At 65.8% G+C, this 21,053-nt stretch carries 20 protein-coding genes; 18 read left to right on the top strand and 2 right to left on the bottom strand.

Going from position 1 to position 21,053, the window contains the following annotated elements:
• Positions 1–169 precede the first annotated feature (169 nt).
• From ruvA to ruvB, 4 genes are all read left to right on the top strand, one after another.
• The gene (gene ruvA, locus FVQ98_RS02670; RefSeq protein ID WP_147911882.1) at positions 170–742 is read left to right on the top strand and encodes a Holliday junction branch migration protein RuvA; all 573 of its coding nucleotides are present in this window, start codon (positions 170–172) and stop codon (positions 740–742) included.
• A gap of 302 nt (positions 743–1,044) precedes the next feature.
• Positions 1,045–1,368, top strand: coding sequence for an I78 family peptidase inhibitor (locus FVQ98_RS19565; RefSeq protein ID WP_187265603.1), 324 nt, complete (start codon positions 1,045–1,047; stop codon positions 1,366–1,368).
• A 109-nt stretch (positions 1,369–1,477) separates the two neighbouring features.
• On the top strand, positions 1,478–2,998 hold the full coding sequence (locus FVQ98_RS02660) for a trypsin-like serine peptidase (protein WP_147911880.1): 1,521 nt from the start codon (positions 1,478–1,480) through the stop codon (positions 2,996–2,998).
• A gap of 208 nt (positions 2,999–3,206) precedes the next feature.
• The gene (gene ruvB, locus FVQ98_RS02655; RefSeq protein ID WP_147911879.1) at positions 3,207–4,277 is read left to right on the top strand and encodes a Holliday junction branch migration DNA helicase RuvB; all 1,071 of its coding nucleotides are present in this window, start codon (positions 3,207–3,209) and stop codon (positions 4,275–4,277) included.
• A gap of 874 nt (positions 4,278–5,151) precedes the next feature.
• Here ruvB and FVQ98_RS02650 read toward each other — a convergent pair.
• Positions 5,152–5,835 carry a toprim domain-containing protein gene (locus tag FVQ98_RS02650; RefSeq protein ID WP_147911878.1) on the bottom strand — a complete coding sequence of 228 codons (684 nt, stop codon included), beginning with the start codon at positions 5,833–5,835 and terminating at the stop codon, positions 5,152–5,154.
• 158 nt (positions 5,836–5,993) lie between these two features.
• On the opposite strand from FVQ98_RS02650, the gene aqpZ reads away from it, so the two are divergent.
• Entirely contained in the window at positions 5,994–6,686 is a 693-nt protein-coding gene (aqpZ, locus tag FVQ98_RS02645; RefSeq protein WP_147911877.1) for an aquaporin Z, read from the top strand.
• Positions 6,687–6,793: 107 nt separating this feature from the next.
• Complete coding sequence (locus FVQ98_RS02640) at positions 6,794–7,588, top strand: aminoglycoside adenylyltransferase family protein (RefSeq protein WP_147911876.1); 795 nt, start codon at positions 6,794–6,796, stop codon at positions 7,586–7,588.
• A 141-nt stretch (positions 7,589–7,729) separates the two neighbouring features.
• Here the strand turns inward: FVQ98_RS02640 and FVQ98_RS02635 are convergent, their stop codons facing one another.
• A complete protein-coding gene (locus FVQ98_RS02635) occupies positions 7,730–8,284 on the bottom strand; it encodes a carboxymuconolactone decarboxylase family protein (protein WP_147911875.1) in 555 nt (184 codons plus the stop codon).
• 60 nt (positions 8,285–8,344) lie between these two features.
• Between FVQ98_RS02635 and dapF the strand changes: the two genes are divergently transcribed.
• The 12 genes from dapF (at position 8,345) to FVQ98_RS02575 (ending at position 21,053) form a co-directional block, all read left to right on the top strand.
• Positions 8,345–9,262, top strand: a complete 918-nt coding sequence (gene dapF, locus FVQ98_RS02630) for a diaminopimelate epimerase (RefSeq protein WP_147911874.1) — start codon at positions 8,345–8,347, stop codon at positions 9,260–9,262.
• Positions 9,259–9,939 (top strand): DUF484 family protein, encoded by a 681-nt coding sequence (locus tag FVQ98_RS02625; RefSeq protein WP_147911873.1) that lies wholly within the window; start codon positions 9,259–9,261, stop codon positions 9,937–9,939. Before dapF ends, FVQ98_RS02625 begins: the two co-directional genes overlap by 4 nt.
• 187 nt (positions 9,940–10,126) lie before the next feature.
• Positions 10,127–11,098: a tyrosine recombinase XerC gene (locus tag FVQ98_RS02620; protein ID WP_147911872.1), complete on the top strand. Its 972-nt coding sequence runs from the start codon at positions 10,127–10,129 to the stop codon at positions 11,096–11,098.
• A 233-nt stretch (positions 11,099–11,331) separates the two neighbouring features.
• The gene (locus FVQ98_RS02615) at positions 11,332–12,411 is read left to right on the top strand and encodes a CobW family GTP-binding protein (RefSeq protein ID WP_147911871.1); all 1,080 of its coding nucleotides are present in this window, start codon (positions 11,332–11,334) and stop codon (positions 12,409–12,411) included.
• A 295-nt stretch (positions 12,412–12,706) separates the two neighbouring features.
• Positions 12,707–13,351, top strand: coding sequence for an RNA polymerase-binding protein DksA (gene dksA / locus FVQ98_RS02610; protein WP_255507594.1), 645 nt, complete (start codon positions 12,707–12,709; stop codon positions 13,349–13,351).
• A 34-nt stretch (positions 13,352–13,385) separates the two neighbouring features.
• Complete coding sequence (locus FVQ98_RS02605) at positions 13,386–15,173, top strand: STAS domain-containing protein (protein ID WP_147911869.1); 1,788 nt, start codon at positions 13,386–13,388, stop codon at positions 15,171–15,173.
• 60 nt (positions 15,174–15,233) lie between these two features.
• On the top strand, positions 15,234–15,779 hold the full coding sequence (hslV, locus tag FVQ98_RS02600) for an ATP-dependent protease subunit HslV (RefSeq protein WP_147911868.1): 546 nt from the start codon (positions 15,234–15,236) through the stop codon (positions 15,777–15,779).
• Between the two features lie 89 nt (positions 15,780–15,868).
• Complete coding sequence (gene hslU / locus FVQ98_RS02595; protein WP_147911867.1) at positions 15,869–17,203, top strand: ATP-dependent protease ATPase subunit HslU; 1,335 nt, start codon at positions 15,869–15,871, stop codon at positions 17,201–17,203.
• Between the two features lie 419 nt (positions 17,204–17,622).
• Positions 17,623–18,051 carry a division/cell wall cluster transcriptional repressor MraZ gene (mraZ, locus tag FVQ98_RS02590; RefSeq protein ID WP_147912156.1) on the top strand — a complete coding sequence of 143 codons (429 nt, stop codon included), beginning with the start codon at positions 17,623–17,625 and terminating at the stop codon, positions 18,049–18,051.
• A 16-nt stretch (positions 18,052–18,067) separates the two neighbouring features.
• Entirely contained in the window at positions 18,068–19,009 is a 942-nt protein-coding gene (rsmH, locus tag FVQ98_RS02585) for a 16S rRNA (cytosine(1402)-N(4))-methyltransferase RsmH (protein ID WP_147911866.1), read from the top strand.
• Positions 19,006–19,320: a cell division protein FtsL gene (ftsL, locus tag FVQ98_RS02580; protein ID WP_147911865.1), complete on the top strand. Its 315-nt coding sequence runs from the start codon at positions 19,006–19,008 to the stop codon at positions 19,318–19,320. The genes rsmH and ftsL overlap by 4 nt, the downstream gene beginning before the upstream one ends.
• On the top strand, positions 19,317–21,053 hold the full coding sequence (locus FVQ98_RS02575) for a peptidoglycan D,D-transpeptidase FtsI family protein (protein WP_255507593.1): 1,737 nt from the start codon (positions 19,317–19,319) through the stop codon (positions 21,051–21,053). The genes ftsL and FVQ98_RS02575 overlap by 4 nt, the downstream gene beginning before the upstream one ends.

Raw genomic sequence — 21,053 nt, 5'->3', positions numbered from 1 at the left:
CTGGTTGTGCGGGCGCAGCCGCCATTGAGACCGTGTTCAATATGTACATCGCTTTCAGTTTGATAGCTATCCGCGCATATCCATGGCGGGCTGGCGCATGATTTATCATTGAAGGCTTGCAATCTGCGGCCAGAGGGGCCGCCCGCCATCCATTCTGGAAAGAGCCCTTGTGATCGGACGCCTTGTGGGCCAGTTGGCCGAAAAATCGCCGCCGCATCTGCTGGTCGACTGTCACGGCGTCGGCTACGAAGTCGATGTGCCCATGAGCACGTTCTACCAACTGCCCGCCTTGGGCGAGCAGGTCACGTTGCTGACGCACTTCGTGGTGCGCGAGGACGCCCAGATCCTCTACGGCTTTGCCACACCGACCGAGCGCGACGCCTTTCGCGAACTGGTCAAGATCAGCGGCGTCGGCCCGCGCACGGCGCTGGCGGTGCTGTCAGGCATGAGCGTGGCCGATCTGGCGCAGGCGGTCACTGCGCAGGAAAGCGGGCGCCTCGTCAAGGTGCCGGGCATTGGCAAAAAGACGGCTGAGCGCCTGTTGCTGGAACTCAAGGGCAAGCTTGGCGCCGACCTCGGCGCACCCACCGCGCCCGCCAGCGATGGCCATGCCGACATCCAGCAGGCGCTGATCGCGCTGGGCTACAACGACAAGGAAGCCGCTGCGGCATTGAAAGCCTTGCCCGCCGACGTGGGGGTCAGCGAAGGTATCAAGCTCGCGCTGAAATCGCTGACGCGCTGACGCGCGCTCTGGCACTGATTCGTGCGCCAGAGGGCTTAGCGATCGACCGGTTGGGATCAGCCGCCTGGTTCAAAAAGCCAAATGGGTTGCGAGGCGAGCTCGTCGCATTCGCGCAACGCTACGGCCGATGGGTGAGCGGCTGCGGTGCCCGAGACAAGCGCAGCCTTGATGTAACAACCAGAAGCATGCTGGTGCGCAACTTGTCGCTGCGCAGGCACGAAACGACGCATCCTGCGGCTATGCTTTGGCGCAGAAGCGGCGCACGGCGTGCGCCTTTTTCCACGCCGAGGAGAGGGAGCGTTATGCAGAGTTTGGTTTTTCCATGGCTGGGGGGCGCGGCCTCGCTGTTCATGCTGGCGGCCTGTGCTGGCGGCGCGACTGGGGACGGCAGTGCACCCATGGCTGCCGCGCCGCCGGCCGAGGCGCGATGCGATGCGCAGGCGGCGCAATCGTTTGTCGGGCAGGCAGTCACCAGCGATACGCTGGGCCGCGTGCGCGCGGCCACTGGCGCACAAGAGGTGCGCCAGTTGCGCCCCGACAGCATGATCACCAAGGAATTCAAGCTGGGCCGCGTCAACGTCGTCGTGGACGCCAGCCAGCGCGTGGTCCGCGTGTACTGCGGCTGATCTCTGATTTTCTCGATGCTCCGAATCAATCCGTGCGGCCTTGGCAGCCTATGGCCGCGATCCTGAGCCCGTTCCAACACACCGTTTTTTCCCCGGGAGGAAAGTACCCATGAACAAACACCGACTGCATCTGCTGTGGGCCGCCTGCGCGGCAACCACCTTGACCCTGAGCGCCTGCGGTGGCGGCGATGACGACACGCCTGCGCCGGCCCCGACACCTGCGCCGACACCGTCACCCGGGCCATCACCCGCTCCCAGCGCTGGTTTCATCGAACAACTGGACACCCGAGGGATGTCCCGGTCTGCTGCCAAGGTCCAAGCTGCGGCGGTCAGCCGCCTGCCCGCCCAGGCGAGCGTGCCGAACGTGGCGCTCGGGCCGCTGTCCGTGGTCAAGGCCGCGCCGCTGGCCGAGAAGGGCGTGGCGCTCAAGATCGGTGAAGGCCGCGACGTCGCGGCCACCGCCAGTCCTGACGACCTCGCGCGGGCGTGGCGTTGGGCAACGCTGGCCGATGGCTCTCAAGTCGCCGCCGTGTCCTTCACGGCCGAAGGCGCCAAGGCCATCCGTCTCGGCGTGCTTGCGCAGCACGTGCCTGCAGGGGCTGTGCTGCGCTTCTACGGCGCACCCGGCACCGAGGTGGTCGAAGTGACCTCTGCGGAATTGAACAGCCTGCGTCAGCTCAACGAATCCAGCGGGGTGCTGGGGAACGCCGCGCGCATGTACTGGGGTCCGGACACGGCGGGCGACATCAGCACGCTCGAAGTGCAACTGCCCCCGGGCATCGCTCCGGCACAGCTGCAGCTGGCGGTGCCCCAGCTGTCGCATTGGATGAAAACCGTTTCGGAAGCCATTGAAACGCCGACCAAGGCATTCGACCAGATCGGATGGGCTGGCAGTTGCAATCTGGACGTGATGTGCGAGCCCAGCCTGGACCCGCAAAGCCGGTCTGTGGCCCACATGACCTACCAGAAAGACAGCGGCACCTACATGTGCACGGGTACGTTGATGAACGATACCCGCAACAGCCAGACGCCGTATTTCCTGAGCGGCCACCACTGCGTGTCGACCCAGGAGGTAGCTTCCACCGTGATCACGTATTGGTTCTTCCGGGCGGCCTCCTGCAACGGCTCGCCCAAGGTGGATGAAGCGACAACGCGGGTGCTGGGTGGCACGGTGTTGCGCTTCACGCATGCTCCGACGGACTCGACCCTGTTGCAGCTGAACAGAGCCGCACCAGCCAGCGTCGTGTACGCTGGCTCCTACTATGGAGACGGGGTGGGCAGCGGAACGTCGGTGCTCGGGATTCACAACCCGCGTGGTGATCTGCAGAAATTCAGTGTTGGCGCAGTGAAGGGCTACAGTAGCTGCACGATGGGCGGGAACGGCGCCATCGATTGCGACACGGCGAATGCTGCCGGCGGCAACATGTTCATAGTGGGTTGGCAGCGCGGCATTACGGAAGGCGGCAGCAGTGGTTCCGCCATCTTTGCACAGAGCGAAGCCGGTAAGCGCTACGTGGTCGGAAACCTGATGGGCGGAAGCTCAAGCTGCCAGAACCCTAACGGGAGCGACCACTATGGCCGCTTCGGCCGGTCTTTCGCGGCTGGCATCAACAAATGGCTTGCGCCCTGACGCTGGCTCACTGAAGTAGTTGCGCTTGGCGCCTGTGGTACGACCTTGATGGGCGGGTCGTGCCACTGGCGCCTTGTTTTTTGCCTGCGCTGATTGAACTGATCCAGCGGGCGTTGCCAATGCGAGAACGCTGGCGCGGCGCTGCCCTGCGCTCAGCGTCGATAATGCGGTGAACTGGCTATTCGTCCAGTATTTGGCCCGCGCACCCATGAGCATCCAGACCGACGATTTTGGTGATTTCGACGCCGCCGACGTGCGGCCGAAGCGCGTGCTGTCCGCCGGTGCGGCGTCGCCGCGAGAAGAGGCGATCGAGCGCGCCCTGCGCCCGAAGGAACTTGAAGAGTACGTGGGCCAGGCCAAGGCGCGCGAACAGCTGGAGATTTTTATCGGCGCGGCCCGCAAACGCGGCGAGGCACTGGACCACGTGCTCTTGTTCGGCCCGCCGGGCTTGGGCAAGACCACGCTCAGCCACATCATCGCGGCCGAACTCGGCGTCAATCTGAGGCAGACCAGCGGCCCGGTGCTGGAAAAGCCCAAGGACCTGGCGGCGCTGTTGACCAACCTGGAAAAGAACGACGTCTTGTTCATCGACGAGATCCACCGCCTGAGCCCGGTGGTCGAGGAAATCCTCTACCCCGCGCTGGAGGACTACCAGATCGACATCATGATCGGTGAAGGCCCGGCCGCGCGCAGCATCAAGCTTGATCTGCAGCCTTTCACTCTGGTCGGCGCCACCACGCGCGCCGGCATGCTGACCAACCCGCTGCGCGACCGCTTCGGCATCGTCGCGCGGCTGGAGTTCTACACACCCGAAGAGCTGACCCGTATCGTTGCGCGCAGTGCTGGCCTGCTCAATGTCGAAGCCGACGCCGACGGCGCCATGGAGATCGCCCGCCGCAGCCGCGGCACGCCGCGCATCGCCAACCGCCTGCTGCGCCGCGTGCGCGACTATGCCGAGGTGAAGGGTGACGGGCACATCTCCAAAAAGGTAGCGCACGACGCCTTGGCCATGCTGGATGTGGACCCAGAGGGCTTTGACGTCATGGACCGCAAACTGCTCGAAGCCGTGATCCACCGCTTCGACGGCGGCCCGGTCGGCCTCGACAACATCGCCGCCAGCATAGGCGAAGAGGCCGGCACCATCGAAGACGTGATCGAGCCCTACCTGATCCAGCAGGGCTTCCTGCAGCGCACCCCGCGCGGGCGCGTGGCCACGCTCGCAGCGTACCGGCACCTGGGGGTGACGGCGCCGCAGCAGGGGCGAGGGGATCTGTTTTAGGAATAAGGAAGGCAGGCCCGCTGAGACTGGCGCTGCGGACCGAGGGAAGCAGAGTGGGACGGCTACGGTCAACGAAAGGAATGATGTTGCTGGCTGGGGCGACCTTGCTGGCGGGTTGTGCAACGAGCCATACGCCGGCGCCCGGTGAGCCGCAGGCTCGGCTGCGAGTGGTCACCGGCGTCGCCATCAGCCAGCGGCACGATCTGGTCGAGTCGGCTGTACGTGCAAGACCTGTCGACCTGTCCCGGCAGGCCAGCCAGAGTGACGCAAACGGATGACATCTCGGTTCAGAACGCGCAGACCCTGGGAATGCCATCGCCGCCTGCAGCGGGCAAGCTCCATTCAGAGTTTGCGCTGCCGGCCGGTCGGCCCTTGGCGTTTGTCTTTTCCACCAGCACGAGCGTGGGTCGGCAGGGATTCAGTTGCTACGTTCGGGTGCAGTTCACGCCGGAGCCTGGGCGAGACTATGAAGTGGAGTACGCCATGTCAGAGCGCAGCGAAACGTGTTCAGCCCCAATGCGGGAGTTGAAGGCAGGGCGAGGCAATGTGCAGCGTGTGTCTGTGGTGGGCGTCCGCCCATGGGACCCAAAGCGCCCTTGTGAAGTGAACGCGCGCGCAAGCCGATAGCTGGCTAAGAGGGGCTTTGAAACGTCCATGAGACGTGCGGCGGTGGCACGTGCCTCTCGCTCGGCATTCAATTGTCATGAGCCTACTGCGTCCGAATTCAAAGAGAAATCATTCGCAGGCGCTTCATTGGCGCACGCATGAAGCTATCGATTGAATAGCTGAATGGTTCGGTGCAAGCGTTCAAGACAAGATCGAACGCGTGCGTGTCTGCGGGACGCGTATGCGCGTGCGGCACCTACCACGCATGTCAGCCCGCCCCGCCAAACACATCGATCACCGCCTGCACCTGCGCTGGCGTGACCACCGCCGCGTGGCGCGTGGCGGGCTCGACGCAGGTGGTGCGCAGCACGTCCGGCGGCAGGCTGGCCAGGCCGCGGAAGGCCCAGTCGCGCAGCACGGCCCAGCGCTCGGTTTGCGCGGCGGCGCGTTGGCGCAGCTGGTGCGCCTGTTCGGGCGTATAGGCCCAGACGTCTTCGGTTTCACCGGTGTCGCGCGCGGCCACGCGCAGGCCGGCCATCGGCGCGCGCACCATCCAGACGCGCTCTTGCGCCATCAACGCGGGCGCGAAGCGCTGCAAATACAAGAGCACCAAGGCGCCGATGTGGATGCCGTCGGCGTCGGGGTCGAACAGCAGCACCAGGCGCTCGAAACGCAGCGCGCCGGGGGCCAGCGCATCGCCCACGGTGGGCGAGGGTAGGCCGAGCGCGTCGGCCAACTGGGCGTACCAAGGGAAGGCGGCCACGCGCGCGGGCGATGCGCGCCAGGCGTTGAGCGGCTTGCCCTGCAGCGGCAGCACCGCCTGGGTCGCCGCCGACCGCACGGCAGCGACCGCCCCCGCGGCGGATTCGCCTTCGACCAGGAACAGCTCGCAGCCGGCGCCGTGCCGCTGGCTGTCGGCCAGCGGCAGCTTGGGCGATCTCTGCCACGCCATCTTCTCAGCGGTGCGCCGCCGCAGCGCGCGGCCCTTCGCGTCGTGGGGTGGCGACAGCCACCTGACATTCCGCACAGCGCGCTGGCGCGGTCACAAGCCTGCCGGATGCGCGGCGTAGGATGGTGGCGTCTTTTCCCTGGGATTCGAGGAGCTTCATCATGAACAAGTATGTGGCCGAATTGATCGGTACGTTCTGGCTGGTGTTGGGCGGCTGCGGTGCGGCGGTGCTGGCTGCGGGGTTCCCGCAACTGGGTATCGGCTTCGCCGGCGTGGCGCTGGCCTTCGGTCTGACCGTGCTGACCATGGCCTTCGCCATCGGCCATATCTCCGGCTGCCATTTGAACCCAGCCGTGACCGTGGGCCTGTGGGCTGGCGGTCGCTTTGCGGGCATCAAGGTGGTGCCGTACATCGTGATGCAGGTGATCGGCGCGATCGCCGCTGCGGCCGTGCTGTACGTGATCGCCAGCGGCCAGGCCGGCTGGCAGCCGGGCGGTTTTGCCAGCAACGGCTTTGGCGAGCTGTCGCCGGGCAAGTACTCGATGGGTGCGGTGCTGGTGTGCGAGATCGTGATGACGGCGATGTTCTTGTTCGTCATCATGGGCGCGACGGACGCGCGCGCGCCGGCGGGCTTTGCGCCGATCGCAATTGGCCTGTGCCTGACGCTGATCCACCTGATCAGCATCCCGGTGTCCAACACCTCGGTAAACCCCGCGCGATCGACCGGTGTGTCGCTGTTCGCACAAACCGCTGCCCTGAGCCAGCTGTGGCTGTTCTGGGTCGCGCCGATCGTTGGTGGCGTGATCGGTGGCGTGGTCTACAAGCTGGTGGCGGGCGAGCCGCCGCGCACCTGATGGGTCCGCGGCTTGGGTAAGAATCGCCCGCTAACGCTACGCCCATCTGCGCAGACAGCTATCGTATGGATAGCGATCATGGGCCACTTCGGGTCGAAGGCGTGGCGGTGACGGCACCCATCCCTGCCGCCGTCGCCGCTCAGGTGCAGACCGCCACCGGCGTGATCCGGCAGCAGTTGGGCGACACGCTGGTCGCGCTGCACCTGTACGGATCGGCGGTCGAGCCGGGCGGCCTGCACCCGCTCAGCGACATCGATCTGATGGCTGCGGTGAGCGGCCCGCTGCCCGAGGCCACACGACGCGCGCTGATGCAGGCGCTGCTGGCCGTATCGGCCCCGCCGGGCAGCGATGCCGCGCTGCGCGCGCTGGAGCTCACCGTGGTCAGCCTGCCCGAAGTGAAGCCGTGGCGCAGCGCGCCGCGGCGCGAGTTGCAGTTTGGCGAATGGCTGCGGGACGACCTGATCGCCGGTCGGTTCGAGCCGCCCATGGCTGACCCCGATCTCGCGCTCCTGCTTACCCAACTGCGTGCGCACAGCGTGGCGCTGCACGGAGCGGCGGCGGTCACCCTGTTCGACGCCGTGCCGGCCGACGATGTGCGGGGCGCGATGGCGGCCGCGCTGGCGCTGTGGCACACCGAGCCCGATTGGCGCGGCGATGAACGCAACGTGCTGCTGACGCTGGCGCGCATCTGGTACAGCGCGCACACCGGGCAGGTGGCCAGCAAGGACGCCGCCGCCGACTGGGCTCTGGCGCGCCTGCCGCAGGCGCAGCGGCCCGTGTTGGCACAGGCACGCGCCGAGTACCTGGGCGAAACGCAGCCAGGCAGTGCGCCATGGCCGGCCGAGGCGGTTGCGGCGGTCGTGCGCACCGTGAAGGCGCATGTCGCGCCCCTCGGCGAGTAGCGTCGTGCCTTGGGGCGCTGCCGTGCGTTGAAGGCTTCAGCGTTGGGTTGAAAACTGCCATTCAGCCCTTGGTGCGTCAGCGCAAACAGCTATCAAATGCAGAGCAACTGACTTGAGCCAGTGAGCGGCTTGGCCGGTGGCTCAAGCCGCCTCGCCTTCCGGCGTGACCCCCAGCGCCACCAGAAAGCGCGCGACCATGTTGTAGGTGGCGATCGAGCTGGTCAGCTCGACCAGTTGCGTGGTGTCAAAGTGCCGGCGCAGCGCGTCGAACACGGCGTCTTCCACCTTCACGTCCAGCGTCATCTGGGCGGCGTAGCGCACCACCAGCTGTTCCAGCTCGCCCAGCGCCGGGTCGTCGGTGCAGCGGCGGGCATCGCCCTTCACCACGCATTGCAGCGCATCCAGCTCGGCCTGGGTGCCGCCGGCTTTCAGAAAATCGGGCGCGTGGTGGTGGTATTCGTACTGCGCGCCGGTCAGCAGCGCCACGGTGCAGATGGCCAGCTCGCGCAGGCGCAGGCTGGTCGGCAGTTCGGAGCGCACGGCCTTGAGGTACACGTTCCAGCCGCGCGCCAGCGGTTCGCTCCAAAGCAGCGCCTTGTCCAGGTTGATCAGCTCGCCACCTCGGCGCGCCCGGATGGCGTTGACGAGTTCAGCGGGTTGCGGATGGGCTTCGGGCGTCCAGTCGGGAATGCGCATGCGGCGGGCCTTTCAAATGTCGGGGAACGATCCCGGTGAGGATATAGGGATAATTCCGCCATGCACATCCGCTTCACCAAGATGCAGGGCGCGGGCAACGACTTCGTCGTGCTCGACGAGACGCGTGGGCGGCTGGGCCTGACGCCGGCCCAGTACCGCTGGCTGGGCGACCGGCACTTCGGCATTGGCGCCGACCAGATCCTGACCGTGCGCCCGGCGCCTACGCCGGACGTGGACTTTGAATACGTCATCCACAACGGCGCGGACGGCGGCGAGGTGCAGCACTGCGGCAATGGCGCGCGCTGCTTCGTGCGCTACGTGCGCCAGCAAGGGCTGACCGACCAATCCACCGTGCGCGTGAAGGTGCAGCACGGCGTGCTGGAGCTGACCGAAGGCGCGGACGGCCGCGTCACCGTGGACATGGGCGCGCCCATGTTCGACCTAGCGCGCGTGCCGTTCAACACCCACGGCCTGTCGCCGGTGCCGGAAGGCGGCTGGCAGGTCTGGCCGCTGCCGTTGGAACAAAATTTGGTGGAAAACCAGGCGTTTGCCTTGGTCAACACTGCGCAGTCAGCTATGGTTAACGTAGCAGTGCTGTCCATGGGCAACCCGCACGCGGTGCAGGTGGTGGCGGATGTCGACACGGCGCCCGTCGCGCAACAGGGCCCGCTGATCGAATCGCACCCGGCGTTTCCCGAACGGGTGAACGCCGGCTTTATGCAGATCGTTGATCGCGGGCAGATCCGTCTGCGCGTGTATGAGCGCGCGGCCGGCGAAACCCTGGCCTGCGGCACCGGCGCCTGCGCTGCGGTGGTCGCGGGAATCCGCCTGGGCCTGCTCGATACCAAGGTCGGCGTGCACACGCGTGGCGGCCTGCTGACCATCGAATGGGCCGGCGGCGAGCACGACCCGGTGCGCATGAGCGGCCCCGCCGTCACCGTGTTCGAAGGCGAAACAGAAGTACCTGACTTGAAATGACTGAGCCCGTTACCCCCATCACCGAAGCCGACATCGCCCAGTTCCTGGTGCACACGCCCGATTTCTTCGAGCGCAACGCCGACCTGCTGGGCGCCGTGCAGCTGACCAGTCCGCACGGCGGCCGTGCCGTCAGCCTGCAAGAGCGCCAGGCCGAAATGCTGCGCGAGAAGATCAAGATCCTCGAGCACCGCCTGATGGAGATGATGCGCCACGGCAACGAGAACATGCTGATCGGCGACAAGCTGCAGCGCTGGTCGCGTCAGCTGTTTCTGGTGGCGCGCCCGGTCGATTTGCCGGCGGTGCTGATCAGCGAGATCAAGAGCCAGTTCAGCGTGCCGCAGGCCGCGCTGAAGCTGTGGGACGTGGCCGAGGTCTACGCCGACGAGCCCTTTGCCAAAGGCGCGAGCGAGGACATCCAAAGCCTGGCCTCATCGCTGACCACGCCGTACTGCGGCGTGAATTCCGGCTTTGATGCCGTGCAGTGGCTGGACGACCCGGAAGCCGCCGCGTCGATCTCGCTGATCCCGCTGCGCGCCAGCGCCACCGCGCCCGCTTTCGGTTTGCTGGTGCTGGCCTCGCCCGACAGCCAGCGCTACCAGGCCGGCATGGCGACCGATTTCCTGGAACGGATCGCCGAGCTGGCCAGCGCGGCGCTGTCTCGCGTGCGGGACGTCTGAGCTGGCGCTGTGGCGCGGCTCGCCATGGGCGCTCTGGCCCGTGCAGGTGGTCGCCATTGTCAACTTGCAATGCGTGCCGATCGCGTCCATGCCCAAAGCATGCGCGGCGTAGCTTCGTAAGTAATTCGAGGCGTTTTTTCACCCTAGCCTAGGCGGAATCTGCGCGAGCAGCTATTATTTGGCTAGCATGTCTGCCGATGCCACGCCCCTTTTGTCCCCCGCCGATCAGGCCCTGATCGCGCGCTACCTGCAACACGTACAGGTCGAAAAGCGGCTGGCCGAGCGCACGGTGGCGCTCTACACGCTGGACCTGGAAAAGCTGGGCGCATCGGCCGCACAGGCCGGGGTGGCGCTGGCAGCGGTGCAGAACCACCACGTGCGCCGCTGGGTCGCGCAGATGCACGCGGGCGGGCGCAGCGGGCGCGGCATCGGGCTGATTCTGTCGGGCTGGCGCGGCTTCTACGCTTGGCTGGGGCGCGAAGGGCTGATCAGCGCCAACCCGGTGCAGGACGTGCGTGCGCCCAAGCAGGCGCGGCCGCTGCCCAAGGCCTTGGGCGTGGACGAAGCCATGCACCTGGCCGACCACAGCGACGAAGAGGACAGCCCCTGGCTGGAAGCACGCGACGCGGCCATGGTTGAGCTGCTGTACGGCGCCGGTCTGCGCGTGGGCGAATTGGTGGGCCTGGACGTGGCCGCCAGCGACGCCGCCGCGCGGGCGGGCCGCGGCTGGGTTGACGCGCAGGCGGGCGACATCCACGTGCAGGGCAAGGGCAGCAAGCGCCGCGCCGTGCCGCTGGGTCGCGCCGCGGCCGAGGCGCTGGCGCGCTGGCTGGCGGTGCGCGATCAGGTCAGCGTGGCGGCGGCCGACGCGGCGCACGCGCTCTTCATCGGCCAGCGCGGTACACGGCTGACCGCGCAATCGGTCTGGCAGCGCCTGCGCCGGCGCAGCCTGCGCGCGGGTCTGGCCACACCGGTGCACCCGCACATGCTGCGCCATTCGTTCGCCAGCCACGTGCTGCAGTCCAGCGGCGATTTGCGTGCGGTGCAGGAATTGCTGGGCCACGCCAACATCGGCACCACGCAGGTCTACACGCGGCTGGACTTCCAGCACCTGGCCAAGGCCTACGACGCGGCGCATCCGCGGGCGCGCAAGCGCTGAGGCGCATGCGCACGGCGGACCGTGTCCCCACCAAAATTTCAAGAGAAATCGACATCTGGCCCTATAGCAGATTGCGCTGACAGCTAGAAAAAGCATAGCGATGGGCCGGTGCGGGTAAGCCGATAAGGCCATCGCTGCACCCGCCTGCTGCGGTCATGCCCAATGGCTACACTGTGTGTTTTCAATGCCTTTGGCGCGCCCGGCCGCACGGCTGGCGGCGCGCAGACCCGCCCATGGCCCTCATCCCCGTCACCATCCTCACCGGCTTTCTTGGCGCCGGCAAAACCACGCTGCTCAAGCGCGTGCTGACCGAAGCGCACGGCCAGAAGATCGCCGTCATCGAGAACGAATTCGGTGAAGAAAACATCGACAACGACATCCTCGTCAACGACCGCGAGGAGCAGATCATCCAGATGAGCAACGGCTGCATCTGCTGCACCATCCGCGAAGACCTGCGCGCCACGCTGGCCGACCTGGCCGCCAAGAAGCGCAAGGGCGAGCTGGACTTCGAGCGCGTGGTGATCGAAACCACCGGCGTGGCCGACCCCGGCCCGGTGGCGCAGACCTTCTTCATGGACGACGAGATCGCCGAGGCCTACCTGCTGGACGCCATCGTCACCCTGGTCGACGCCAAGCACGCGGCCGAACAGCTGAACCACCGCGTGGAAGCGCAGCGCCAGGTAGGTTTTGCCGACCAGATCTTCATCAGCAAGGCCGACCTGGTGGACGCCGAGTCGCTGGACGCGCTGCAGCACCGCCTGAAACACATGAACCCGCGTGCGCCGCAGCGCGTGGTGCATTTTGGCGAGGTGCCGATCAAGGACGTATTCGATCTGCGCGGCTTCAACCTGAACGCCAAGCTGGACATCGACCCCGACTTTCTGAAGGAAGAAGATGCGCACGACCATGACCATGACCACCACCACGGTCATGACCACGAACATGGCGAGCACTGCGATCACCCGTCGCACCAGCACGGCCACAGCGATGGCCACGCGCACCACCACCATGTGGACGACGACGTCAAGAGCTTCGTCTTTCGCACCGATCGGGAGCTGGACCCGGCCAAGCTGGAGGACTTCCTGGGCGCCATCGTCAACATCTACGGCCCGCGCATGCTGCGCTACAAGGGCGTGCTGTGGATGAAGGGCACCGAGCGCAAGGTCATCTTCCAGGGCGTGCACCAGTTGATGGGCAGCGACTTGGGCCCGGCCTGGGCCGAGGGCGAGGCGCGTGTGTCTAAGATGGTGTTCATCGGCATCGACCTGCCGCAGGACATCCTGCTGCAGGGTTTGGAGCAGTGCCTGGTCTGAGGGTGCTGTGTTGGTCGGGAAGCACGGCGGTCAGCTTGCACATCCGTCACACGATCCGACGAAAATGGCCGTTTCCGGGTTTGCACCGAGGTAGGGTGATTTCGCGGCAACCCTGGACGTGGCTACAATCGCCGCCTTTGAGCAGGGCATCGGCCAAGAACGAATGCCCTGATCAGATTGCCCAAGAAAGCCAAAAACAGGGCTTGGCGCGGATGAAAAGGGTACTGCTTCATTCGCTGGATACCAAGGTTGTAGCCGTCGCATCTGGCGCCGCGCTTCACAGGAGACAGTTGACGTGAAATCCACAGCTCCTAAAGGCCCTGTCAAGGCCACGCCCGCCAAATCCAAGGCGGCTGCGCGGCCGGCCAAGGCGTCAGCGCCCGCGACAACCCCCCGTTCCGTTGCGACCGCAGCGCCGGCCACGTTGAAAGTGTTACCCGTCCCTATGTCCACTGTTGCTACGCCACCCGTGGCCATTCCGGTCAAGAAAGACCCGAAGCTGGCCAACAACTGGAAAACCAAGAGCATCGAGGAGTTGTCCGATGCCGAAGTCGTGGCCATGCCCGACACGGAGTACATGAACGACAAACAGCTGGCCTACTTCCGCATGAAGCTGGTGCAGCTCAAGGACGACATCCTCGCCAACGCCGGCCAGACGGCTGAAAACCTGCGCGACGACACGGTAGTGGTGCCCGATCCGGCCGACCGTGCCACGATCGAGGAAGAGCACGCGCTGGAGTTGCGCACGCGCGACCGCGAGCGCAAGCTGCTCAAGAAGATCGAGCAGTCGATCGGCCGCATCGACGCAGGGGATTACGGCTACTGCGATGAGACCGGCGAGCCGATCGGCGTGCCGCGCCTGCTGGCCCGCCCCACCGCCACGCTGTCGCTTGAGGCGCAGCAGCGGCGCGAGCTCAAGCAAAAGATGTTCGGCGACTGAGCGAAAGCACCCCCACGCGGCCTTTTCACCGTCCATGAGCAAGGATTCCGGAACACGCCCAGGCGGACTGCTGTCCAAGATGGTGAAGTTCGTCACCAGCCCGACCACGCACTGGTCGGACCTGGATCGACCGGACACGGACAGCGGTGATGCCGAATCCCGGCTGGCGCTCAAGGAAATGATCGTGCGCAAGCGGCGCAACGATTTCGTGCGCAACCGCGAATTCGACATGCTGCGCAAGCTGCGCCGACGTGGCGATGCCGATGGGCGCGAGGTGCAGGCCAGTCCATCCTTCTATCCCAGCAGTCAGCCGGCCAACACCGGCGAGCGCGCCCGCACACTCAAGAAGATCGACGAGATCGAAGCGCAGATGTCCACCGCCTGGTTCAAGCACAAGGCGGGGGCAGCGGCGGCGCCCGGCGCGGCTGCCGAGGTGACGCCGGGTGCGGTAACAGCACAGCCGCAACCCCTGCCCATGCAGTCTGCCGCCGCGGAGCCGGAAGTACGGCCGGTGGGTGCAGGTGGCCCGCCTCAGGTGCGTGCCTTCGTCCCTACCGAGACGATGGGCGAGGAGCTGCTGAACCGGCCGCCTGCGCCAACGATGCCGGATCTGGCCGCGGCGCCGATGCCCGCGGCGCTGGGTGCCACGGTGGACACGTCGGCAGATTCGCGCTCAGGCGTGGTGCTTTTCGGCGGACACGCAGATTTCAATGTGGAAGTGGTCGTCGAGGCCAAGCAGGACCCTGAGATCGAGGAAGCGGCGATCCGCTTCGCCAATGGCGACGTCGCTGGTGCCGAGGCCGGGCTGATGGAATTGCTGCGCGATGGCGGGAGCCGTCACCGGGACATGGACACCTGGCTGACGTTGTTCGATCTCTACCGTGCCAGCCTCCAGCAGGACAAATTCGACGACGCCGCGATCGATTTTGCCGACCTGTTCGGGCGCTCGGCGCCGCAATGGGCGCTGGTCACCGAAGCGGGCGCTGTGTCCGCGCCGGCCCCGATCACGCCGCCGGCAGCCGTGGTGTCGGGCCTGTTCCACTGGGTCAGCCCTTCGACCATCGGCACGCAGTCGGTGGCCGCGCTCAAGGCCAGCCTGCAGCGCAACCCACCGCCGTGGCGCGTCGACTGGCGCCATCTCAAGACCATCGAGCCCACGGCCCTGCCGGGGCTGATCGACGTGCTCAAGCGTTGGGGCAACCAGCCCGGCGGCCTGAAGTTTCTGGGCGACGACCGGCTGTTGGCAGTGCTGGCCGAGCGTTCGCCTACCGACGACCGGGAGGCCGATCCGCAATGGTGGGACGCGCGCCTGGCCTTGTTGCGCCTGCAGCGGGAGATGGACGAGTTCGAGCTGGTCGCGCTGAACTACTGCGTGACCTACGAGGTCTCGCCGCCGGCGTGGGAAGAGCCGGCGGGCAGCTTCAATCGCATGACTGAAGAGGGGCAGACGGTGGTGCCAAGCGATTTCGGCCCCGATGCCACGGGTGAGTCGCAGCTTGATTCGGCGCCGCCATCGACCGGCGCGCCCTCGGTCGATGAGGCTGGGGTGTTTCGCGGCACACTCGAAGGCGAACTCGTCGGCGCGGCCGACCAGGCGCTGGCGCCCTTTGCTGACGGTCGCGGCATCGGCATGTTCGAACTCAACTGCCGCAAACTGTTGCGCGTCGACTTTGGCGCCGCGGGCGACCTGCTGAACTGGGCCATGCAGCAAAAGAGCGAAGGCCGACCGGTGACCTTCAAGCAGGTCAACCGCCTGGTGGCGGCGTTTTTCGGCGTCATCGGCATCCAGGACGCCGCACGCGTGCTGCCGCGCAGCGACTAAGCCCCAATTTTTGCGTGGCGCAGGACTTGCGCCGCGCCGCATCGCCCCCATCTGGACGCGATGGAACCCTTTCACGGCACAACAATCATCAGCGTGCGGCGCCAGACGCCCGAAGGCTGGCAGGTGGCGATCGGTGGCGATGGCCAGGTGACGCTGGGCAACATCGTCGTCAAGGGCTCGGCGCGCAAGGTGCGCAAGCTGTTCCACGGCAAGGTGCTGGCCGGCTTTGCGGGCGCCACGGCCGACGCGTTCACCCTGTTCGAGCGCTTTGAAGCCAAGCTGGAAAAGCACCAGGGCCACCTGACCCGTGCAGCGATCGAGCTCACCAAGGACTGGCGCACCGACCGCGTATTGCGCCGGCTGGAAGCCATGCTGGCGGTGGCCGACCGCGAAGCGTCGCTCATCATCACCGGCAACGGCGACGTGCTGGAGCCGGAGCACGGGCTGGTGGCCATCGGTTCGGGCGGCGCCTACGCCCAATCGGCCGCCAAGGCCTTGCTGGACCACACCGATCTGCCGGCCGACCAGGTGGTCAAGAAAGCGCTGGAAATCGCGGGCGAGCTGTGCATCTACACCAACATGCACCACACGATCGAGACGCTCTGACCTCGAGCGGTCGCTCAGGTTGCTATTTTTAACATAGCTGCTCGCGCAGATGGTTGTAGCGCTGCAGCCCTATTTGGCATAAATACTTCATGTCTTCCATGACGCCGCAGGAAATCGTCTCCGAACTCGACCGCCACATCGTGGGTCAGCAGGACGCCAAGCGCGCCGTGGCCATCGCACTGCGCAACCGCTGGCGCCGCCAGCAGGTCGACGAAAAGCTGCGCCCCGAGATCACGCCCAAGAACATTCTGATGATCGGCCCCACCGGCGTGGGCAAGACCGAGATTGCGCGCCGCCTGGCCAAGCTGGCCAATGCGCCCTTTATCAAGGTGGAGGCGACCAAGTTCACCGAAGTCGGCTACGTTGGCAAGGACGTCGATTCGATCATCCGTGACCTGGCCGAGATGGCGGTCAAGCAGCAGCGCGAGCAGGCCATGAAGCAGCACCGCTCGCGCGCCGAAGACCTGGCCGAAGACCGCGTGCTGGACGTGCTGCTGCCGCCTGCCCGCAATGCCGACGGCAGCAATGCGCCGGCGGGCGACAGCTCGGCGCGCCAGTCCTTCCGCAAGAAGCTGCGCGAAGGCCAACTGGACGACAAGGAAATCGAGCTGGAACTCGCCCAGCCCGCGCCCACCATGGAAATCATGAGCCCGCCGGGCATGGAAGACATGGCCGAGCAGCTCAAGGGTGTGCTGGGCAACTTGGGCGCCGGGCGCCGCAAGCTGCGCCGCGTGAAGATCGCCGAGGCCATGAAGCTGCTGGTCGACGAAGAAGCCGGCAAGCTGGTCAACGAAGATGAAATCCGAGTGCAGGCGCTGCACAACCTGGAGCAGAACGGCATCGTCTTCATCGACGAGATCGACAAGGTGGCGTCGCGCAGCATGGAAGGTGGCAGCACCGCCGAGGTGTCGCGCCAGGGCGTGCAGCGCGACCTGCTTCCGCTGGTCGAGGGCACGACGGTGACCACCAAGTACGGCATCGTGCGCACCGACCACATCCTGTTCATCGCGTCGGGCGCGTTCCACCTGTCGCGGCCCAGCGACCTGATTCCCGAGTTGCAGGGGCGGCTGCCGATCCGGGTGGAGCTGCAATCGTTGTCGGTCAAGGACTTCGAGGCCATCCTGACGCAGACCGACGCATCGCTGGTGCGCCAGTACCAGGCGCTGATGGCGACCGAGGGGGTCACGCTGGATTTCGCGGCAGAAGGCATCGCGCGGCTGGCCGAAATCGCCTTCGCCGTGAACGAGTCCACCGAGAACATCGGCGCGCGTCGCCTGTCGACCATCATGGAGCGACTGCTGGAAGAACTGAGCTTCGCCGCCACGCGGCATGAGGGCCAGACGGTGCGCATCGACGCCGCGTACGTCGATCAGCGCCTGTCGGCGCTGAGCAAGGACGAAGATTTGTCGCGCTACATCCTCTGACGGCGTGTGCGAGATCACCAGGGCCCTTCGGGGCCCTTTTTTGTGACTGGGCCAGTTGGGCGAAGGGTGTGTGCCGCCGCCAGGGAATCAGGTGCAAGTCGCCACCGCCGGGCAGCCTATGCAGCGGTTCAGCGTAGCGCGCCGCGCCACGCGAGTGTGCGTTTGTCGCGCTAAGTGTTGCGCGGCTGCGCGGATTCGGTTAGTGCAGGCGCTACTTTGACTGTCGAGGCTAAGTGCCTAATTTCAAAGCGATTTTATTTTTCGAACTGGTCGAAAACCCAGCTAAGGTCTTGATTTCATTGAAATAATTTGTGTGGCGTCCTTGCCGCTTGACGTTTTCCTGCTACAGTGCAAAAAAGTGCAATTAAGTGGGGGAAAGTGCCTTTCCCGTCTTGTTGGGCACAAAGCAGGGAAGTCAGGTGTTTCAAGGGCCGTCATCGCTGAGTCTGGATGCAAAGGGGAGGCTTTCCGTGCCGACCCGGCATCGTGACGTCCTGGTGGCGACGGCCGCCGGCCAGTTGACCATCACGCGCCACCCCGACGGCTGTCTGATGGTCTTTCCGCGTCCCGAATGGGAAAAATTCCGCGACCGCATCGTGCAACTGCCCATGAGCGCGCAGCGCTGGAAACGCATCTTCATGGGCAACGCCATGGATGTGGAGATGGATGCCACCGGCCGCGTGCTGGTGGCGCCGGAATTGCGCGCCGCTGCCAACATCACGCGCGAAGTCATGTTGCTCGGTATGGGGGCCCACTTCGAGCTGTGGGACAAGGCGAGTTACGAAGCCGAGGAGGCCAAGGCGCTGGAAGAAGGCATGCCCGATTCCTTCAAGGAATTCGTTTTCTAACGGCAGGCCTTGCGCGGTGAACACATGGACGCACACCACCGTCTTGCTGAACGAGGCGATCGACGCACTGATCACCCGTGCAGATGGCCTCTACGTGGACGCCACCTTCGGGCGCGGGGGCCATTCGCGCGCGCTGCTGGCCCAACTGGGGGCGGCGGGGCGTCTGCTGGCTTTCGACAAGGACCCGGAGGCGCTGGCCGAGGCCGCGCAAATCCGCGACGAGCGTTTCTCGATCAGGCACCAGGGCTTTGCGGCGCTGGGCGAGTTGCCGCCGGCCAGCGTGACCGGGGTGTTGATGGACCTGGGCATCAGCTCGCCGCAGATCGACAACCCCGAGCGGGGTTTTTCTTTTCGTGCCGACGGTCCACTCGACATGCGCATGGACCCCACGCGGGGCCAAAGTGCTGCGGAGTGGCTGGCGGTGGCCGATCAACGGCAGATTGCAGAGGTGATTCGTGACTACGGCGAAGAACGGTTTGCTGTCCCCATTGCAAAGGCGATTGTCGCGCGCCGACAGGAACGGGGCCCTCTTGCATCCACCGCTGAATTGGCCGAACTCGTGGCTGGCGCGGTCAAAACCCGCGAGCCGGGCCAGAACCCTGCAACGCGCACATTTCAGGCTGTTCGGATTTTCGTCAACGGGGAGCTTGAAGAGCTCCAGCAGGCGCTAGAAGGCAGCCTGCATGTGCTTCAACCCGGAGGTCGGCTCGTGGTGATCAGCTTCCATTCGCTGGAAGACCGCATCGTCAAGCAGTTCATTGCGCGGCACTCGCGTGCCGTGGTGGACCGCCGCGCGCCCTTCGCCGAGCCGGCGCCGACCTTGCTGCGCGCACTGGCGCGCGTGCGCCCGGGCGAAGCCGAAGTCGCTGCCAACCCGCGTGCGCGCAGCGCCATCATGCGCGTGGCCGAACGCACCCAGGCACCGCTGCCTGCGAACCATCGCGGGGGGCGCGCATGACCCGGCTTGCGATCGTTCTGCTGGCCGCCTTGATGGTGTCGGCGATGTACCTGGTTCGGGTGCAGTACGACTCGCGCCGCCTGTTCACGGAACTGGATCGCGCCGTTGCCGAGGCGCATCGCCTCGAAACCGAGCATGGGCGCCTGGAAGTGGAAAAGCGCGCCGCGGCAACGTCGCTGCGCGTCGAAACCTTGGCCAAGGACAAGTTGGCCATGCGCACGGTGACGCCGGCCGTCACCGAATACGTGACTTCGGCGAGCGCGGTGTCGCCAGTGGCTTCGGCGCCCCCGGCGCAAGGACGGACGCCGTGAGGGACATCCGCTATACCTCCAGTCCGCTGCTGGCGTCCAAGACGCCGGTCTGGCGCAGCAAGTTCATCGTGGCGATGCTGGCGCTGGCCTTCATCGTGCTGATTGGCCGCGCCGCTTACGTTCAGGTGTTCGGCAACGCCTTCTTCCAGCGCCAGGGCGAGGTGCGTTTTGCCCGCACGCTGGACATGCCAGCCAGCCGCGGCCGTATCTTTGATCGCAATGGCTTGTTGTTGGCCTCCAGCGTCGTGGCGCCCAGCATCTGGGCCATTCCGGAAGACGTGGAGCGCGACCCTGCCAAGCTGCAGCAACTGGCCAAGCTGCTGGGCATGCCGATGGCCGATTTGAACAAGAAACTGGCCGACGAGGACAAGACCTTCGTCTGGATCAAGCGCCAGGTGGACGAGCCCATCGCCAAGCAGATCGCCGAGCTGAAGATCCCCGGCATTCACCAGCGCCGCGAATACAAGCGCAAGTACCCCGAAGGTGAGGCCGCCGCGCACGTGGTCGGCTTCGCCAACGTCGAAAACCATGGTCAGGAAGGTGCTGAGCTGTCGTTCGACAAGGAATTGGCGGGCAAGCCGGGTTCGCGCCGCGTCATCAAGGACCGGCTGGGGCGTGCGGTGGAAGCGGTGGGTGATGAAGTGCCACCGGTGGATGGCAAAGACATTCAGCTGTCAATCGACTCCAAGGTGCAGTTTTTCGCCTACCAGAAGCTACGCGACTCCGTGCTGGCGCACAAAGCCAAATCGGGCAGCGTGGTCGTGCTGGATGCGCAGACGGGCGAGGTGCTGGCCCTGGCCAACTACCCGAGCTATTCGCCGGACAACCGCAAGAACCTGAGCGGCGCGCAGTTGCGCAACATCGCCTTGACGGACACGTTCGAGCCGGGCTCCACCATGAAGCCCATCACCGTGGGCATTGCGCTGGAGGCGGGGCGCGTCACACCGCAGACCATGGTCAACACCTCGCCCGGCAGCTACCAGCTGGACCGCTTCACGATCCGGGACACGCACAACTACGGCAACCTGACGGTCGAGGGCGTGATCCAGAAGTCCAGCAACGTCGGCGCGCTGAAGATCGCGCAGAAGCTGCGTCCGCAGGAAATGTGGGAAACCTATTCGGCGCTGGGTTACGGGCGCAAGCCGGACTTGGCCTTCCCGGGCGCGGCCACCGGCCGGGTGCGCTACTGGAAGAACTGGAAGCCGGTGGAGCAGGCCACGATGTCGTACGGCTATGGCCTGTCGGCATCGCTGTTCCAGATGGTCCATTCCTACACCGCGTTCTCGCATGGTGGCGAGGTCATCCCGGCCACGCTGCTCAAGCTGGATTCCAACACGCCGATCCAGGGCGTCAAGGTGTTTTCCGACAAGAATGCTCGCGCCATCCGCAAGATGCTGGCCATGGCGGCCGGTCCTGGCGGCACGGGCCAGCGTGCCCAGACGGTGGGGTATTCGGTGGGCGGCAAGTCCGGCACGGCACGCAAGCAGGTCGGCAAGGGTTATGCGTCCAACAGGTACCGTGCCTGGTTCACCGGCATGGCGCCCATCGAGTCGCCACGCCTGATCGTCGGCGTCATGATCGACGAGCCCAGCAACGGCACCTACTACGGCGGCACGGTGGCGGCGCCGGTGTTCAGCGAAGTCGTGCAGCAGACGCTGCGCATCATGGGCGTGCAGCCGGACGTGGCGGTCAAGCCTGCCATCGTCGCCGAGCAGGTGCAGGAGTCGTTCTGA

The sequence above is a fragment of the Ottowia flava genome (assembly GCF_008017535.1).
Taxonomy (GTDB): domain Bacteria; phylum Pseudomonadota; class Gammaproteobacteria; order Burkholderiales; family Burkholderiaceae_C; genus Ottowia; species Ottowia flava.
The sequence above is the reverse complement of the archived record's forward strand: the minus strand, read 5'-3'. Positions and strand labels throughout refer to the sequence as shown.

Coding starts and splice junctions, on each gene's coding strand:
- FVQ98_RS19565 (WP_187265603.1), top strand. CDS start 1,045: ATGCAGAGTTTGGTTTTTCCATGGCTGGGGGGCGCGGCCTCGCTGTTC.
- FVQ98_RS02660 (WP_147911880.1), top strand. CDS start 1,478: ATGAACAAACACCGACTGCATCTGCTGTGGGCCGCCTGCGCGGCAACC.
- ruvB (WP_147911879.1), top strand. CDS start 3,207: ATGAGCATCCAGACCGACGATTTTGGTGATTTCGACGCCGCCGACGTG.
- FVQ98_RS02650 (WP_147911878.1), bottom strand. CDS start 5,835: ATGGCGTGGCAGAGATCGCCCAAGCTGCCGCTGGCCGACAGCCAGCGG.
- aqpZ (WP_147911877.1), top strand. CDS start 5,994: ATGAACAAGTATGTGGCCGAATTGATCGGTACGTTCTGGCTGGTGTTG.
- FVQ98_RS02635 (WP_147911875.1), bottom strand. CDS start 8,284: ATGCGCATTCCCGACTGGACGCCCGAAGCCCATCCGCAACCCGCTGAA.
- dapF (WP_147911874.1), top strand. CDS start 8,345: ATGCACATCCGCTTCACCAAGATGCAGGGCGCGGGCAACGACTTCGTC.
- FVQ98_RS02625 (WP_147911873.1), top strand. CDS start 9,259: ATGACTGAGCCCGTTACCCCCATCACCGAAGCCGACATCGCCCAGTTC.
- FVQ98_RS02620 (WP_147911872.1), top strand. CDS start 10,127: ATGTCTGCCGATGCCACGCCCCTTTTGTCCCCCGCCGATCAGGCCCTG.
- FVQ98_RS02615 (WP_147911871.1), top strand. CDS start 11,332: ATGGCCCTCATCCCCGTCACCATCCTCACCGGCTTTCTTGGCGCCGGC.
- FVQ98_RS02605 (WP_147911869.1), top strand. CDS start 13,386: ATGAGCAAGGATTCCGGAACACGCCCAGGCGGACTGCTGTCCAAGATG.
- hslV (WP_147911868.1), top strand. CDS start 15,234: ATGGAACCCTTTCACGGCACAACAATCATCAGCGTGCGGCGCCAGACG.
- hslU (WP_147911867.1), top strand. CDS start 15,869: ATGTCTTCCATGACGCCGCAGGAAATCGTCTCCGAACTCGACCGCCAC.
- ftsL (WP_147911865.1), top strand. CDS start 19,006: ATGACCCGGCTTGCGATCGTTCTGCTGGCCGCCTTGATGGTGTCGGCG.